Source organism: Paenibacillus apis (assembly GCF_018333295.1).
Classification (GTDB): Bacteria; Bacillota; Bacilli; order Paenibacillales; family Paenibacillaceae; genus Fontibacillus; species Fontibacillus antibioticophila.
Genome location: NZ_BORS01000005.1, coordinates 110,705 through 127,732 on the forward strand (window position 1 = coordinate 110,705; position 17,028 = coordinate 127,732).

General features: G+C 46.5%; 10 protein-coding genes. All 10 read right to left on the reverse strand.

Features of this window, described 5'->3' with window-relative positions:
• Window positions 1–49: 49 nt before the first annotated feature.
• The 10 genes from KI362_RS08970 to KI362_RS09015 all read right to left on the reverse strand — a co-directional run bounded on the left by KI362_RS08970 (window position 50) and on the right by KI362_RS09015 (window position 16,590).
• Complete coding sequence (locus tag KI362_RS08970) at window positions 50–478, reverse strand: hypothetical protein (RefSeq protein ID WP_044481021.1); 429 nt, start codon at window positions 476–478, stop codon at window positions 50–52.
• A gap of 191 nt (window positions 479–669) precedes the next feature.
• Window positions 670–1,398 (reverse strand): response regulator transcription factor, encoded by a 729-nt coding sequence (locus KI362_RS08975; protein ID WP_301626579.1) that lies wholly within the window; start codon window positions 1,396–1,398, stop codon window positions 670–672.
• 5 nt (window positions 1,399–1,403) lie between these two features.
• The gene (locus KI362_RS08980; RefSeq protein WP_262362685.1) at window positions 1,404–2,567 is read right to left on the reverse strand and encodes a sensor histidine kinase; all 1,164 of its coding nucleotides are present in this window, start codon (window positions 2,565–2,567) and stop codon (window positions 1,404–1,406) included.
• A gap of 53 nt (window positions 2,568–2,620) precedes the next feature.
• Complete coding sequence (locus tag KI362_RS08985) at window positions 2,621–5,317, reverse strand: stalk domain-containing protein (RefSeq protein ID WP_301626582.1); 2,697 nt, start codon at window positions 5,315–5,317, stop codon at window positions 2,621–2,623.
• A gap of 464 nt (window positions 5,318–5,781) precedes the next feature.
• On the reverse strand, window positions 5,782–6,465 hold the full coding sequence (locus KI362_RS08990) for a hypothetical protein (protein ID WP_301626583.1): 684 nt from the start codon (window positions 6,463–6,465) through the stop codon (window positions 5,782–5,784).
• Window positions 6,466–7,277: 812 nt separating this feature from the next.
• Window positions 7,278–11,327, reverse strand: a complete 4,050-nt coding sequence (locus KI362_RS08995) for an Ig-like domain-containing protein (protein ID WP_301626585.1) — start codon at window positions 11,325–11,327, stop codon at window positions 7,278–7,280.
• A gap of 346 nt (window positions 11,328–11,673) precedes the next feature.
• Window positions 11,674–12,876 carry a methionine adenosyltransferase gene (gene metK, locus KI362_RS09000; RefSeq protein ID WP_044481027.1) on the reverse strand — a complete coding sequence of 401 codons (1,203 nt, stop codon included), beginning with the start codon at window positions 12,874–12,876 and terminating at the stop codon, window positions 11,674–11,676.
• 186 nt (window positions 12,877–13,062) lie between these two features.
• Complete coding sequence (locus KI362_RS09005; protein ID WP_301626588.1) at window positions 13,063–13,338, reverse strand: alpha/beta-type small acid-soluble spore protein; 276 nt, start codon at window positions 13,336–13,338, stop codon at window positions 13,063–13,065.
• A 98-nt stretch (window positions 13,339–13,436) separates the two neighbouring features.
• Window positions 13,437–13,958 carry a hypothetical protein gene (locus KI362_RS09010; RefSeq protein WP_301626590.1) on the reverse strand — a complete coding sequence of 174 codons (522 nt, stop codon included), beginning with the start codon at window positions 13,956–13,958 and terminating at the stop codon, window positions 13,437–13,439.
• Window positions 13,959–14,064: 106 nt separating this feature from the next.
• The gene (locus KI362_RS09015; protein WP_301626592.1) at window positions 14,065–16,590 is read right to left on the reverse strand and encodes a hypothetical protein; all 2,526 of its coding nucleotides are present in this window, start codon (window positions 16,588–16,590) and stop codon (window positions 14,065–14,067) included.
• Between the last annotated feature and the right edge of the window lie 438 nt (window positions 16,591–17,028).

Consider the following 17,028-nt stretch of genomic DNA (forward strand, 5'->3'; position numbering starts at 1 on the left):
GCTCAAGAGTGTGCTTCACGTCCTGCATGTAGCTATTTTAATTATTTCGTTATATTCGGGAATGGACATAAGGGATTTTAGCCGCCTCCTGCGGCACGCGCAGATCAACGTGCACTCTGTTCTCCCTGTCCGCAGATTCTGGACTCTTGTTGAGTACTTTGTCAGCCGTATCAGACATATCGATGACATTTAAGCGAATTCCCGACTCATGATAAAGCCGCCTAAGAATCGCAAGTGTGTCATCCTCCGAGGCCTGATCCAACACCGTAACACGGATACATTCTCCACGAATTCTCGCATACCAGGATAGTGCCCGGATATACCATTCCAATTGAAGCTCGTGATTACGAGTCACCAGGATATAATGCGTTTCCAAGACATCCTTTTGTGTCCTCCGAAGAAAACGTCTATGCAAAAGATGTACCAACAATGCGGCAAGTCCATAACCGACCACAATCCAGCTCATGTAGGTGAACATGGACACCCCTCCTTTAAAAGGGCTGTTCAGAGATTACTGCAGTGCAGCACACTAAACAAATCCTCTATAGCGACAATATATGCCGCAGTCGGCAGGTCGGTTCATGGTCAAGAGCTTCAGAATCTGTATGTATACCATCGAGCATTCAATCAGCTCAACTTTTACATAAATTCAATCTATTCCATACAATCCTACAGGGTTACCCAGCCAAATTTAATGGCATTGATTACCGCTTGCGTACGATCGTCCACATCCATCTTCTGTAAAATACTGCTAACATGGTTCTTCACAGTCTTCTCACTGATAAACAAATGCTCGCCAATCATTTTGTTACTGCGCCCCTCGGCCATCAATCGTAATACCTCGGCTTCCCGGCGAGTAAGCGGATTGTCTTCGCTCGGTACGAATTTGACGCCAGCCTCACGGATTCTATTATCCTCGGCAATCGCACCCGTTTCGCTTAAATACTCCATTCGGCGAAGCTGCTGAATCAATTTACCTGTTACCTTCGGATGAATAAAGGCGTTGCCCTCTGCCACCGTGCGAATCGCATTAATTAATGATTCGGCCTCCATATCCTTGAGCAAATAACCTGTTGCACCTTTTCTAAGGGTCTCAAATACATAGCTCTCGTCATCATGAATCGATAAGATGATCACCTTAATGTCGGGATGCAGCTCGCGAAGCTCAGCGGTAGCATCCACCCCGTTCAATAATGGCATGTTGATATCCATTAATACAATCTCAGGGGGCTGCACTTGGCAGAACTCAAGCACCTGGGTGCCGTCTCCACATTCACCTACGACCTCAATATCCTCCTCCATATTCAAAATCCGTTTCAGACCTTCTCTGAACAGCTGATGGTCATCCGCTAGAAGAACCCTGATTTTGTACTTGCCTTCAGTAATAAGGTTGTCCATTCCGGTTACTCCCTTCTTTTTTCTGTCTTTGTCGGAATGTGAATAATGATCTTGGTCCCTTCGTTCGCTGTTGATTCGATATCCATTCTACCCTCAAGCAGCTCTACCCGTTCCCTCATTCCGATAAGCCCAAAGTGCGTGTGTCCCTTGTTCCGCTCCTCCAGTTGATCCACTTTGAAGCCAAGACCGTTGTCTTGTATGACAATGCGAAGCATCTCGCCCTGATAGTTGATATCCACACCGACAAACGTGGGAAATGCGTGCTTTGCGGCATTGTTTAGGGCCTCCTGAACCAGCCTGAAAATAGCCGCCTCCATCGGAGAGGACATGCGATGCTCTTTGCCTCGGGTCTCAAAGGTCGTACGAATTTTAGTCTTTTCCTCAAAGTCATGGACATACTTTCGGAGTGTCGGAATTAATCCGAGGTCATCCAGCGCCATCGGACGCAAATTAAAGATCACCTTACGCATTTCTTCCAGACTTGAGCGTACTTGGCTCTTTAAGTCTATTATTTCGTCTTGCACCAGCTTGAAATCCTGCTTGGAGATCATTCTTTCGACAATTTCCGTCCTAAGAACTAGATTTGCCAGCAGTTGGGCAGGACCATCGTGAATCTCTCTCGAGATCCGTTTACGTTCTTCCTCTTGCGCCAGAATAATCTTCAATCCAATCATTTGGCGGTTTTTGGCCGACTCAAGAATCCGACTGACCTGACCAAGCTCTCCAGATAAGTACTCCAGAACTACTGCCATTTGCGAGCTCACCGTTTCCGCACGTTCAACGGACTTCTCGACATTTTTTGCCCGCTTCTGCAATTCATCCCGTCTGGCTTTAAGATACATTTCCTTCTCCCGATAGATCATCAGATCCAATTGAAGCTGGGTTGCTCTCTCATAGGCTTGCTTGATGTCCTCTTCCTTATAGCGCACAAAATCCCGGCTGACTTCTGTCAGCCGGATCCGGGACCTTCTAAAATTTATCTCAAGTTGATCAACCTTCTCAACCGTCTCAGCGGTTTCCTTGATCACCTGCTGCAGCTCATTATTGAGCGTATTCAGCTCGCTTCTGGCTGCCTCCAGAATTTCAAGGATCTGCAGCTTGCTGTTTTCCATGACGCCAACAGCATTTTTAATGACGCGGTCAATTGCATCAGCTTGGTACTCTGCCACTTCATCCTTCTCCATTCCCATGCTTAAGTGTCCGTGCACTAAGAACTATCATATCATGATTGCAGTGTGATAGACTTGGTTTTCTGTTCCCAATTTACGGTAATACCAAGCTGCTCGGAAACCATGCGCAATGGGACTAAAGTCCTTCCATTTGTGATTAACGGTGTTACTGTTCCTTGTTTGGCAGCGCCATTCAGCAAAAATTCCTTCTTGCCTACAGTCAGCTCCAATACTGTTAATCCCCGTGTGACCGTGATTTTCTTCGAAGCGGCTGTCCAGGTTGCCTGTCCGCCAAAAGCATCTACTACATATCGAATCGGCACATAGGTGACTCCATCCTTAATGAGAGGAACAGCATCCATCGTTACTTTTTTCCCGTCAACCGTCATCGTCTTCGATCCGGCCACCATTACAGCCGTTGCGCTTGGCAGTCCAGTATCTCCGCCCGTGACGGGTGCAGTAAAGCGAATGTTATCAAAGGATATGCTGCCCGTAAGAGCCCGTTCATCCTGGCCATCCTCCAGATTCACAACGTACAAGCGCTTCAGCTTGACCGGGTGCTTCAATGCGCTTGCTGTTAAATCAGCCGTTAGCGTTCTCCAGCCTGTGAAGTCAAGCGGACGAATCAAGTCGGCATAAACCGCCTTTCCATCGGCGTCCTCAAACTCTGCCCGCAGCCAGTTCAGGCTGGCATCGCCTAGCACATCTACCGACATAGAGGTCGCTCCCTCCGGTATCGTTCTGCCTGTCGTACCGTTCAGTTGGGCATAAGCAAACTTGTTGCCGGTACCTAAGGTAAGATCATAATCCAGTTGAAGGACCTTCGATTTTTCACGTTCCCCAGTACCTTGAACAACCGATACTTTACCTGTCGCCTCTGCCGGCAATCCGGTAAAGCTAACAGGGTAACTAATATTTTCAAAGGTCTCCCATACTTGTTCTGCAGATACCGAGAACACGATCGGCGTTCCGCTAAAGCCGTCATAGCTTGGCGTCGCATAGGCCACCTTGGCTCCATTATTAATGGACTGTATCGTCAAGACACCATTTTGCACTGCGGCTTTCATGCCGCTGAATGTCCATTTCAGCGACTCATCCGGAATATTGACCGTACTTCCGCTCTTCAGCTTCGCTGTAACCGGTACGGAGACGCTTGTTCCCGCTTCTAACGGTGCATAAGTAGTAACAGGAGTGAGTGTGTCAAGGTCTGTTCCTCCAAGCACAGTCACATCCATACTGCTTGTTGCGGACCCGCTGGCAGCTGTAATTTTAGCCGTTCCTGCCTTCACTCCCTTGAAGCCGTCCCCCGTCCAGCTTACATTGCTGTTGCTGGCGCTCCAGGTCGCTTGGATGCCTGAAGTATCAATCGGGTTGTAGTAATTATCGTAGCCTTTCAACGTATAAGGAACCGTCTGCCCAATAAGCAGTGTCTTGCTGCCGCTTACCTTCAGCCCCTGCAAGGTCCCGACAGGCGCAGTGGAATAAACCCCCAACCCATTCACAACGGCGCGCTGTCCTGCGGAGCCATTCGAGGTGGTGAAGGTCAATTGTGCGGTATTCTCCGCCAGAGGACGGGTAACCAATGTCGTTGATCCGCCGCCATCGAGGTTCATTCCTTTCCAAACGCCGATGGATGTCATGAATTTCTGCAATTCAGCCAACGTTAAGCCACTGCTTGCAGAATTTTTCTCTGCCGTAATAAGATAAACCTTCGTTCCATCCTTTGAGTAGCCCACAGCCGTACGAGCTACTGCACTGCTCCCGCTGATCGAGTTCGTTGAGCGGGTGAAGGAAGAGGCAGCGCCTTGGTCCACCAGCAAGGTATGTCCTCCGATAACCATCTTCAGATCTGAAGGGTTATATTCAATTCCACTGCTCCGAGAGACAAGTCGGTAATTCGTATCTACCCGCTGTCCGATCTGCATATGGGATGCAATGAAGTCCGCTGCCAACCCATGGGCGCGCAAAATATACCCATCCGCCGGCACTGTGCCAGGAATGGCAGATTTATAGCTTATTTGCTGAATGACTCCGCCCTGAACCAATACCTCCGTTGGGGTCGTTCCGCTTGCCTTCGGTCTTTCCTCGGATTTCCAGTCACTAGTATAAATAAACATGTTATTAACGTGGCTGTATCCATTATCCGGCTCTGTTCGATAGGACTCCTGATTCATCCCGGTTAGCGGGAATACTGAGCCATCTTCAGTAATCACAGATCCATTAAAGCTGAATTGATCAATCATCGGCGTATTATCGCTCTTCACCGCAAAGGCAAACATCCCTGTCAATTGTGCGGGACTCGTGACAAGCACTCCTTGGGAGACTGCTGCTCCCATCGCAACACCTTGCCCGCTGGTTGCAAAGAAGTCGCCATTGATACCGGCAACTGCCCCTGTCTCTTGGGCCATCCCCTCTACGGACTGCCGAGTAGTCACCTGGCCATTTTTGCCGGTCATTACGTCTAATTGGACATAAGGATTGCTCAGATCCACCTCGACCACATCAGCCAGTACCTTGACCGATTTGCCGGAGCGGGTTGTTGTGTATTGATATTTAACCAGCTTCGCACCAGAAGTAATCATCTCGCTGCTGAGCTGTACGGTCTGACTATCCGCCGCATACGCTGTCGATGTTGTTCCTGTGAAAGACTCCAGCACTGAGAAAGGCTGAATCCAGATCATTCCTGCCAAAGACACCAGCACCAGCTTCTTACCGTGCACCGCCGCCAAACGCGCTATTTTCTTCGTCATCTTACCGTCGTGCTTCTTGTGTGCTACCATTTTTGTGCGCTACTCTCCCATCATATGCAGTCTATCTCAGAGAACTCTCAGTTCAGTTCCCCGGAATCTAGTATACAATTAATAGACTACAATAGAACGGAAAAGTTACGAAAAAAAGCAAATTTCATGGAAAATGGTAGGGGATTGGGTAAAGTAAAATCGCAGAGGGCGGCAGCATGTCTATCATATTGATGTTGATATTCCATATTGATGTATGCAGTACAGCTATTTCTGCATGTTAATGCGGCCGAGTTGCTTATAATTGCTAAATGTACACTTATATCCATCATATTCATTCCTGCAGTCCTTATATTAGACAGATAGTTGTACTCGCTACAACTAATACTCCAATCTATTCCCCAAAGCTGCGTTTTAGTTGTATTGGCTGCAATTATCCAATTGAGCAATTAGAAGTTTCCCTTCCCCCTTATCTATCACCATTGCTCTCCCCTTTTGCCCGGGATTAGCTCGTAATAACGGATTCTTTTTCCTTCCCCTGTAATCACTGGGCGTAGCCAGCCTTTTCCACAAAGAGAGCGCACGATTCTTAGCACAGTTCGATAGTTCATCTGCATATGAATCGCTGCCTGCTTGGGTGAGAACGGTCGGGATGTCTTCATGGCAAGACGAATAATCTCATTCTCTGCGAGTTGATCCCAACTGACAGGCTGTTCGCTTGCCCGGTATCGCTGTAATAGGGAGTCCAGTAAATTCCTGCACAGTTCCGGCCTACGCTCCACATCATCGTAAGCAAAGGAGGCTACCCGGTAGCCCAATGTCTGTAAATAAAGCTCCCGGTTTAATTCCTTCGAATAACCTTGACGGTCCATTTCATGAACATGTGCCCCGAACCCTTTGATCTCAATGAGCAACCTGAGCTGTCCACCTAAAAATGCAAAATCTCCGTAATATGGACGCCCGCGCCAATCTATGATTTCATACTCTGGATGAAGCTGGTCAAAGTTATTGTATAGCGGCCACCAGACATTGCGAAGAAACATGGTCTCTGCATGCCTGTTCCCCCTTAGCAAGCGTCCCCTTCTCTCTCCAGTTCGTCGTGCCGCATGCAGCTTCATAAATGCCTCATGAGCAATATCAAACTTATCGGTCTTACTCACATCAATACACTCCTATCTGAACTAATTAATGCAAAAAAGCCCTGACCCTCTGATGATTCATCAGAATGCCAGGACGTACCTCGTCACTGTATAAATAACACATAATTTACTATCCAGAATATATCAAATCTTTCAGATTTCGTCAAATTCCTCTACATACATCAAAAAACTATATAGAGCGTCTCTACTATACGAAGTGCACTAAACTACCCAGCGCACATCTACTATCAACGTGCACTAGCCTACATAGAGCCATATCAAGTATACAACGTGCACTAAACTACCCAGACTACAAACAAATAGCTACTTCTAGCTGCACTTCTACACTTATCCCGCCAGTAAGGTCTATCGCTTCGAGGATTAATTGCTTTTTCTGCAACTAGAGCTACTGACTAGGAGTGGAAAATGGGATTTTCTCCGATTTACGTGTACATTTTACAACTAGAGCTTACTGTTCGGGAGGTCTACGTCGGAATAGTTGTATTCCCTACAATTATCCCGCAACTCCTCTCTTATAACCAGCCAACACCAGCTAGAATTCGACTCTTTAGAAGCGTGCTGAACATTAGAGAGCCTGAGTCCAGTATGGGCCTATACTCGTTATTAAACCCGGATCATTGATTCAGTTGGACCTTATAGGGTTAACATCTGGGTTTAAAGGTGATCTCTACCATATCACTAGGATTGCTGACATAGTCATGGATATCTGAATCACGAATAACGTTTCGGCCCACACACACCAGCCCTCAGGCTACTTATTCACCACTCTTTTAGCTCAGGCCCGGCTCTTGCCCTTGCCTTTCTCCCTCTTCCTACTGTGTCAGCTTATCCAATACCCGCTTCAGCATAACCGCTGCTTCTGCACGGCTGGCATTTCCGGCAGGCTGGAACTGGAACCCGGTGCCGACATTCACGCCTTGAATAATCCCTTCATTCACAGCCTTTGCAACCGTGTCCTTGGATTGGATCTTCGCCGCATCCTTGAACCGGGACAGCGTTGTTGACGCACCGTCGCCTGTGTTCATCTTATAGCCCGTATACTCCATCGCACGGACCATCATCAGAGCCATCTGCTCGCGAGTAATATTATTGTTCGGCTTGAACGTCCCATCCGTATTACCGTTGATAATACCCGCTGCCGTAGCCGCGCGTATATATTCGGCTGACGGATCCGATGAGGAGACGTCCGGGAAGCTAAGCGTTCCTGACGAACCAGCGTTGTCAGCGCTAAGTCCCAAGCCCTTCGCAATGAACGTCGCAAATTCAGCTCGGGTGATGTTCCGATTCGGCTCGAATTTATAGCTTGTTCCGCCGCCTGTTGATTCAATAACCATTTTACCCGCAAGGTCAAGGATGTCATCCTTCGCCCAATGGCGAGACGTGTCCTCGAAATATCCGTATCCAAGCGCAGGCCCTACAATCGAGTTCCCGCTCACTGTGCCGGAGAATACACTGCCTGTTCCACTGCTCTTCATCCCCGACAGAATATAATTTACCTTGCGATTAGCGGTATTGTATTTAAGCAGCATTCCACTGACAGAGGAGGATTGTCCGGCCTCCCGAATGTAGATTTTCCCCTTATGACTGGTATCGTGTAATAAACCGCCGCTCGTGCTCGCTCCAACAAATACCTCCAAAGGATCGTTCACGGCACTGACCGTAGCTGTCCCGCTTGAAGGAAGTGATGGCACACTATCACGCGGTATATTTTCCAGCCGCACAAGCAAGTATACTCCATCCAGCGTACTGTTTCCCGTAATGCTTGATATTCCCGAGAAGGAGATGTCCTTAATCTGCTGCACATACATATTATCACCAAACTTCACGCCAATGGACGCGGTTTTCCCGCTGGTAAAGGCATCCTTCAACGGGCCGAGCGGTATGGCTACCGATCCGGCCTTCTCCGTATTAGGAACCTCAAACACCATGATCTTATCCCCTGATGCAGAACTGGAACTATTCGTCAGAAAATCAAGGGCTCCCTTTACCTGATCCGTAGCCAGGGTGTATCTATTCACCGACTTTCCGTAACGCGAGTTGTCGGCGGTCTTCGTAGCAGCACTCTGATCCAGCACATAGCTTCCGTTAATGCCAAAGGTTGTTCCATTCATTAATGTCAGATACGAAGGCTGAGTAGTAGCAGTTCCCGTGCTCGTTCCAGTTGAGGCTCCTGATGTCAGATTCGTTACCGCCAGCCCGCTAAAGCTCTTCATCGCATTGCCCGAAGTATCATATAGCAACACAGAACCCGTCATATACGAAACCTCAACCGCTTGTGAAGCTGCAACCGCACTGGCGAGCTTGAGGGTTACTGTGTCCCCGCTCACACTCACAGACTGGATGGATCGAGGATCCTTGTTCACCGATACATAGAACTGGCTTGCAGGGAACGTCGAAACCGAGCGCAGCGGGGAGCTATACGTAATTGTGAGTGTATCCCCACGGACAACTGCAGATCGAATTCCCTCTATAACTACCGCATAATTGATCGGCTGAAGATCAATGTATCCCGCGAGGTTGCCATTCAGATCCGCAATCCCTCCCGGCCCGGATACATAGGAAATCGTCACATTTTGATCCTTTGTAAAAGAAGAAGCCAATGTCAGAAGCACCCGATCCCCTGAAATTTCCACCTTCGTTACATAGATTGGGGCGTTGTTGACCAGCACCGAGAACTGGCTTTTCATCGGAACACTGGTAGTGCGAAGCGCCTCGTCATAGGTCAAAATAATGCTCGTGCCAGAGCCCTCCACACTTGTGAGCTTCGGCGGAACTGTATCATACGAATTGCGGACATAGTAATCGGCAAATCCTGCAATATTTTGGCCTCTCAGATCCTGAAGCGGATAAGAGCCGGGGGAATAAGAAACTCTGACTACTTCCCCATTGCCAACAGAACTGGACAGATACAATGTAACTGTTGAGCCGCTCTGGGAAATTCGATCAATTCCTTTAGAGTAGCCGTCAGCCGTTATTGTAAACTGTTCATAAGCGTAGGTAGACACACTTTTCATAGAGTCGCTGAAATACAATGTTAGTATACTTCCGGAGACATAGCCGTCCTTCGGCTTCGGCATGACCGAATCGATACCGTTCGTCACGTCCTTGCTTGAAATACCGCCAGCCAAGTTGCCAGCCAGATCCCGAATGGGACGCAGGCTGCCCTGGCTATAGCTAACCCGAATGTTCTGACCGACAGCTACTCCAGTCTCCAGAACCACGTATGCACTATTTCCCGAAATATAGGCGTTGCTGAGTTTTCTCGTCTCTCCATTCACCGTCACAGTGAAGCTGGATGTCAGCAGAGTAACCGTAGAATCCAGTGACTCATCATAGGTCAGACGAATCGTTCTGTTCCCTTCCATTGTGGCCGTTTGCAGCACAGGAGGCGTCTTGTCTATAGACACGGTCTGGAAGGCCCAACTGGAGGCTCCGTTCAAGGCCGTGTTGAGCGTGCCCGTTGCAGTATCCTTCACTGCACCAGCCGCAATATCAATGTAATAGGTGGAGCCTTCCTGCAAAGCACTGGAGGGAACGATGTTTAATCTAGCTCCCGAGGCAGTGATGCTTGCCGGAATCGCCGTAGTCGTTCCTTGCTTGCGCAGCGTCACTTTACTGGCATCCTCCAACGTAATAGGTTTGCTGAACGTTGCATAGATGCTGCTTGTCAGACTAATTCCTGAGCTATTATTAGCTGGAAATACGGAAGAAATACGAAATGTGCCAGAAGCTGAGCTGCTTCCCGTTGTGAAAGTCCAATTACGAGCCTCCGTCGAATTTCCATCCGTATCCTTGAATGCCCCCACAGGAATATCCACGCTGTATGCTGTGGAATAGCTTAGAGCAGGCAGGGTGATCGTAATATTTGAAGTTCCTCCGCCCTTTACATCCGCCGAAGTAACTGATATATCGCGCACCTTCGTGCCATTAGCATTCAAGGACAGAGTGATTACTCCACGATCTGGATAGACCGGACGAGAAAAGTTCAATTTCAGAGTCTCTTTAATCCCAACTCCTGTAGCACGATCAGCTGGCTGTGTTGAACTCCAGGCTACGGCGTTCCCTCTCACATTGACGAACCATTCCTGGGCACTGGAGATCCCTGCAAAGGCCTGACCATCACTATCTACAAATGCCCCTTGATCAACCAATACATAGTAGCGCTCCCCTCTAGCCAAGCCAGTCACTGTCCAGGAGGCTGTTCTGTCTGCGATCATGGCTGCCGTAGCAGCGGCACTGAACACAGTTGCATTTGTAGAAGCGCTCTTAACAGTCACACTGCCTGTTCCCGCCAATACGGGCTTATCAAACGTGAGACTGAACGTAGTGGACGTCCCAGCCAGGTCTACTATAGCACCCGCTGCCGGCAAGAAGGGATTCTCCTCAGCTTTCACTGGCGGCCGGCTGTTTGGATCGCTTAAGCTTGTGAATGAGAATTCGAAGGCAGCACTTAGAAGCGATGGGTCTGCAGCATCAACAAATGCCCCCTCACTACCGATCACATGGTACACTTGACCTTCTGTCAAACGCTTTCCCGCTGGAATATCAATTTCCATACTTAAAGTAGTAAATACCGGTGAAGGCGTCACACCAACTTCATGGAACAAGGTTCCACCTTCAACAATCTGTATGGTTCCATTTCCCGGTTTAACCGGTCGATTAAAATTCAGTACGATCTTATCCGTATCTAGCGATACTCCCTTAGCCCCGTTCGCCGGAACCATACTCTCGATCAACTCGAACGGGTCTCCTGGAGCCGCACTCGCCCCTCCTACACCAACTAGTAGATTCAGCAACAAGCATACCGCCAACAGCAGCGATACCTTTCCTCTTGAGCTCTTCATCCATGTCATTTTGTTCATTTCATCTGGCTCCTCTCACAGGCTTTCAGAATCTGTTAGCATAATCAGTTCTATGTATTTCAGCATAAATAGCCGTTAAGCACATACCTACTTTTATTAACGGCATAATCGGGGTGGTTTTTTAGTGTTTTTCCTGAATCATCCAATTTTAACCTTATCAGGTTCACATTGTTCAGAAAAATACGGGGTTAAAAAATGAGCCACATATTTCAATTACTTTCATTTCGCAAAAAAGCAGACCCCTCTGCCAAGGCAGCGAGTCTGCTTGTTATCAATTATTGCTGTGGCGTCGTGTTTAAGCACGACTTGTCATTCATCAAATACAACACACGCTTCATTTCCTTGCTTACAGTCCAGCCTGCTCTTTCAGCACCCCAGCCTTGTCCACACGCTCCCAAGGAAGATCGAGATCTGTACGGCCAAAGTGACCATAGGCAGCGGTCTGGCGGTAAATTGGACGGCGCAGATCAAGCATGCGAATAATACCGGCAGGACGAAGATCGAAGTTCTCACGAACCAGCTCAACCAGCTTCTCCTCTGGAACCTTTCCTGTTCCATACGTGTCGACATTGATCGATACCGGATTAGCCACACCGATTGCATAAGCTAACTGGATCTCTACCTTATCAGCAAGGCCAGCTGCAACGAGGTTTTTCGCTACATAGCGAGCCGCATAAGCTGCAGAACGGTCCACCTTTGTCGGATCCTTACCCGAAAAGGCGCCCCCGCCGTGACGGGCATATCCACCATATGTATCAACAATGATTTTCCGTCCGGTCAGCCCAGCGTCCCCTTGAGGGCCCCCAATGACAAAACGCCCTGTCGGATTTATGAAATACTTGGTTTCAGCATCCAATAGCTCAGCAGGAACGATCGGCAGGATGACCTGCTCCTTGATGTCCCTCTGGATCTGCTCCAGGGTGATCTCCTCGGCATGCTGTGTCGATACCACAATCGTATCCACCCGCTTCGGTTTGCCATCCACATACTCAATCGTGACCTGAGTTTTCCCATCCGGACGAAGATAGTCCAGCGTTCCATCCTTACGAACCTCCGACAATCGACGAGCAATACGATGTGACAGTGAAATCGGAAGCGGCATCAGCTCCTCCGTCTCATTTGTGGCAAATCCGAACATCAAGCCCTGGTCGCCTGCACCAATATTCTCCGTCTCCTGATTCATCTTCTCCGGATCCCGGTTCTCAAGCGCTGCATTTACTCCCTGAGCAATGTCTGCGGATTGTTCATTCAATGAGGTCAATACCGCGCATGTATTATAGTCAAACCCGTACTTGGCACGGGTATATCCGATCTCCTTCACAGTCTTACGAACAATGGCTGGAATATCTACATACTCTGACTTTGTACTGATTTCCCCAATGACAAGCACCAAGCCCGTGGCTACGGATACTTCACATGCAACACGTGCATAAGGATCATTCTCTAGAAAAGCGTCGAGCACCGCATCGGAAATCTGGTCGCAGATCTTGTCCGGGTGTCCCTCTGTAACAGACTCGGATGTAAATAAATGTCGTCCTTGAATGGACATGAAATTCAACCTCCCCTATACCTAATATGGCGGCAAACGACAATTCCATACAATACAATAATTAGGATATACTTTAGCCGTCCATGAAAAAGGCTAATCAAAAAATGAACCTTCTCCTTGTCGGAAAAGGTTGCATCTACAGTCCTTAACTGTCATATTAACTTATTTGCAAGATGATGTCAAAAATTAGTGCAATAAAAAGTCTTGCTGTGCCTTGGCTACAAGCCTTTTTGTAATCTCTCCGCCAACGGATCCATTCTCTCTGGATGTCAGATGTCCCCAACTGCCTCCATAGCTACTGCTTGCTCCCATGGCTCCAAGCTCTCCTGCAAACTCAGTGTCGGTTGAGCCGCTAATAGCCCCTCCGCCTACAGGAAGTCCAAATTCCGCTGCAATCTCATATTTCCACTGCTTCAGAACCTCACGGCATTCCGGTATGACCTTACTTTTATTCCTTGCCACGGCATTTCCACCTCCATTTATTCTTTCAGGTGTAGTATGCCTGACTAGTAATTGAAATAAGCTGATGAATGTTTGCTACTGGAGGTAAAATGTGTATTCTAACGTATCGAGTACGATCCGCGTACCATTACAGTCAAGCTATATTTATTCCCTTCCAATACCTGAATGCCCCGGCCTTCACGCGGAAAAGAAAGCAGATGGTTATTCGCCACTGTTCCACCATTTTTGATATCAACGCCATCGGTCAGATCCGCTACCCCGTTTGAATCTGAACTATAAATTACAGCCTTGCCTGCTCTGACCACAAACTCTGCTCCAGCTCCGGCAATCAAAGTCTCGCCCGGCTTCACAGTAACAATCTCAACTGCCTCAGCCGAGCCGCTTGTGCTTCCTTCCGTAGATGGTGTTGATGGTGTAGAAGGCGTGGTCGATACTCCGCCGCCTTTCAGCGCTTGTTGGATCGCTTGATCCACATAGCTCTTCGTAACAACTGGATCATCGCTGCTCCCTGGCTGAGAAGCCACACTAGCCCCCTCTGCCGTCAAATTCAACAGCGAGCCTGCCCAAAGGCTTCCGCCGATCACTACAGCGGCCGCTGTATATTTCCATATTGTTTTCATTCATGATCCTCCTCAATAAAATCCTTAAACGTTGATGAATAATAATATTGTAATGTAGGAAAGAATAAGTAGAAATCCCCCCAAAGGAGGGATTTCTACCAATGTGTTAATTATAAAGGTCTGTGTTTACATAAGGGACTGCTTGTGTTGCAATCTTTGTCTTAACTCCTTGATGAGAGTCATAGATTGAGAATTGGAAGGCTCCTGATCTGGATGTAGCGAAGATCAGATCATTGACTACGAATGAGAAATTCAAGTTAGATCCGACTAACATATCCTTTTCAATTTCAACTTCCTTCTCAAATCTTGCACCGCTTGAATCTACGACTTCCAGTACGAACTTATGCTGGAATTCTCCTATTTCAAAGGCCAAGTCACGCTTCAAGTCATACTTCATCTTCACTTCAAGTCCTGACGAGTTCGTGCGTCCTTCTATTTCTCTTACATCTAGCGTGTATGGGAATAATTCTACACCCTTTAACGTGCTCTTAATATCACGGCTTTCCAGGTTTAGTTCCATTGCATTTGCATTTACGTAGCCTGTAGGCTTGCCTTCTGCATCCGTAAATTTGTTTTCCGTAATGCTCTCTCCCACTACAAGATTCCAATTAGAGACAACCGTTCCTTTTGGTACCTTGGCCGAGAATGATACAACGCTAGCCGCCTTTGGACCCACCGTGGTCTTCACTTGGCTTACATCTGCTTTGTAATAATGTCCTTCATCCGTTTGGAAATATCCGGATAACTGAGACAGCTTGTTCTGTTTGTCCTCCAAATTTCTCATAACCAATTCAGTATAGATGATATCATTGGTGCTACCTTTATAAAGGTATGTTTTCCGAGTCATAAGATCTGCCTTTTTACCTGCAGTATCCAAATTATTGTAAGTACCATCAGCTACAACCTTGAAATCCGTTGTTTTTCCATAATTCGAGAACATAATCCAATTACTTGTTTTATCCGTTCCCGTTTTCTGTAGCAGCTGAACTTGCAATTGAGAGAATTTAACACTTTCCGGAACAGTTGCAACTACATACACACTGGCCTTTTCCCCTGGACCCAAGATTTGAGTAGTGTTCGTATTGACCAATTGAACCGAACTATTTAAAGAGGTAAGATCCATCTTGTATGTTCCAACGAATTCAGGAAGCTTGGCCGCTTTGACTCCCTTGTTCGTGATTGTAATTTTGGTTGAAAGCAGATTTCCATCATCCCATGGAAGTTTCTGTATGCTATCAAGTGTTACGCCATAGGTACCGTCATTATTCTTAACCGTTTTCTCTTCCCCTACTGCATATTGCATTTCTGTATACTCCGGAAGTTTATATGCAGCTATAGGATAAGAATTAGTCTCAACTGCTGGTTGCTCTGGAGACGTGGAGTCAGACTCAGTTGGTGCCTTTAGAATTAATTCCATCTCTTCAACATTAGAGACAACCGGAATTGACCCATCAACAGAAATAATTTGTTCGCTGCCTGGTTGAAGTGTCATTCCTTCTAGTCCGCTTGCAGATAGAGGGTACGACTTATTACCTATTTGAATATCAAATGCATAAGCCGGGACTGTTACAACTTTATCTCCCTTATTTCTAAGCGCAAATTGTATAGAAAGCGCACTTTCCCCAAAGCTCTGATTTCTGGAAATACTCTCAATGCTCGTAGCGATACTACTATTGTTAATATTCAGAATTTTTTCTTTAGCAACTTCTGTTGAAGAATTCTTGTTGCTCTTAATTCCTAAATTCATAGATGCTAAACCAACATCGCTCTTAAGACTCTCTTCATTCTGAACTATCATGAGGAGCATATTATTCAGATTAACTATTCTAGGAACTTTTGCAATCAAATTGAGCGTTTTACTTTCTTGAGGCAAAATTTGAACTTTAGAGCTCAGGGAATCAGGATTCAATGCAAAGGGTGTACCGCTTGCCGTTTGAACAATAAACTTCAAATTGGAGCTATCAAGGGTTTTGAACCCGGCATTTTGCATATATAATGATACATTCACATAATTCTCATCACCAAGGCCTAATACACTAACAGAGGTTACCTTTGCATTAACCGTGTTTTCATTAATTGTGAGCTTTTGAGTTGTATTTGCAGGAGCTGCTATCGAGTAACTGGAAGGAACATTAATGCTGCCTAAATGCTGCTCGTATCCTGGCAAACTAAAGTTCCACTTTATTACAATAAAATTCAAATCACTGTATTTTAAGCCTTTTGCTATTTTTGTTGTGTAGGTCACGCTAAGCGAAGAACCTGGCACTACTTTCTTTTTGTCTTTGTCTGTCCCTATAGCCTGTACACTATAAATCGTACCCGATTTAGTCTTAACCTTTGTCCAATAATCAACTAAATTTAAAGCCTTTTTGTCGTTGTTTTGATAAGTCAAGGTATAGGTCAGGACATTCTCGTTCTCCTGGGCTAAAATATTTACGTTGCTTAATTTCACTGTGCTATTGTTAGTAATCTTAACAGCACTTAAATTACTCAGCGTCTTTACTGCAGATTGATTCTGAGTTTTCGTATTCGTTGCATTTGTCTTCGCAGCAGCATCCACTATGTAGCTTCCACTTTGAGCAACCAAAGCAGCAACAGTCAAAGATGCAACAACCAGTTTAGCTTTACTCAAGGTCAAACCTCCTATTAATAAAAGTCGTATATATTATATACGCACAAACTTAAAAAAAGTTTAAAAAAAGATTATGAACTGAGGATGAACTTAGTAAGAAGCATTAGAAAACACTTTATTTCCATCATTAGCGTGAGTTTTTTAATAAGCTTCGTCGTCTTTACTTTATAGTTGTTGGTTTAACGCAGATTATAGGGGGGGTATCCATCCACTCGAGTTTATCTTATAAGGCATGATACTTTTTCGAGGTGACCGGCATATAGCGAGGCATAAAGTCCGTTCAAGAATTTTTTTTCGAAAGTCATATATCATTATGACTTGCCATTAACCACCTTCTCCCATTCTTATACCATAGTAGTTCGAGCACTCCCACTCATCATGAACGTACTAGGTATTTGTAGATATAATCTAAACTACACAACCGCTATGTGGTTATTT

Coding starts and splice junctions, on each gene's coding strand:
- KI362_RS08970 (WP_044481021.1), bottom strand. CDS start 478: ATGTTCACCTACATGAGCTGGATTGTGGTCGGTTATGGACTTGCCGCA.
- KI362_RS08975 (WP_301626579.1), bottom strand. CDS start 1,398: ATGGACAACCTTATTACTGAAGGCAAGTACAAAATCAGGGTTCTTCTA.
- KI362_RS08985 (WP_301626582.1), bottom strand. CDS start 5,317: ATGACGAAGAAAATAGCGCGTTTGGCGGCGGTGCACGGTAAGAAGCTG.
- KI362_RS08995 (WP_301626585.1), bottom strand. CDS start 11,327: ATGAACAAAATGACATGGATGAAGAGCTCAAGAGGAAAGGTATCGCTG.
- metK (WP_044481027.1), bottom strand. CDS start 12,876: ATGTCCATTCAAGGACGACATTTATTTACATCCGAGTCTGTTACAGAG.
- KI362_RS09010 (WP_301626590.1), bottom strand. CDS start 13,958: ATGAAAACAATATGGAAATATACAGCGGCCGCTGTAGTGATCGGCGGA.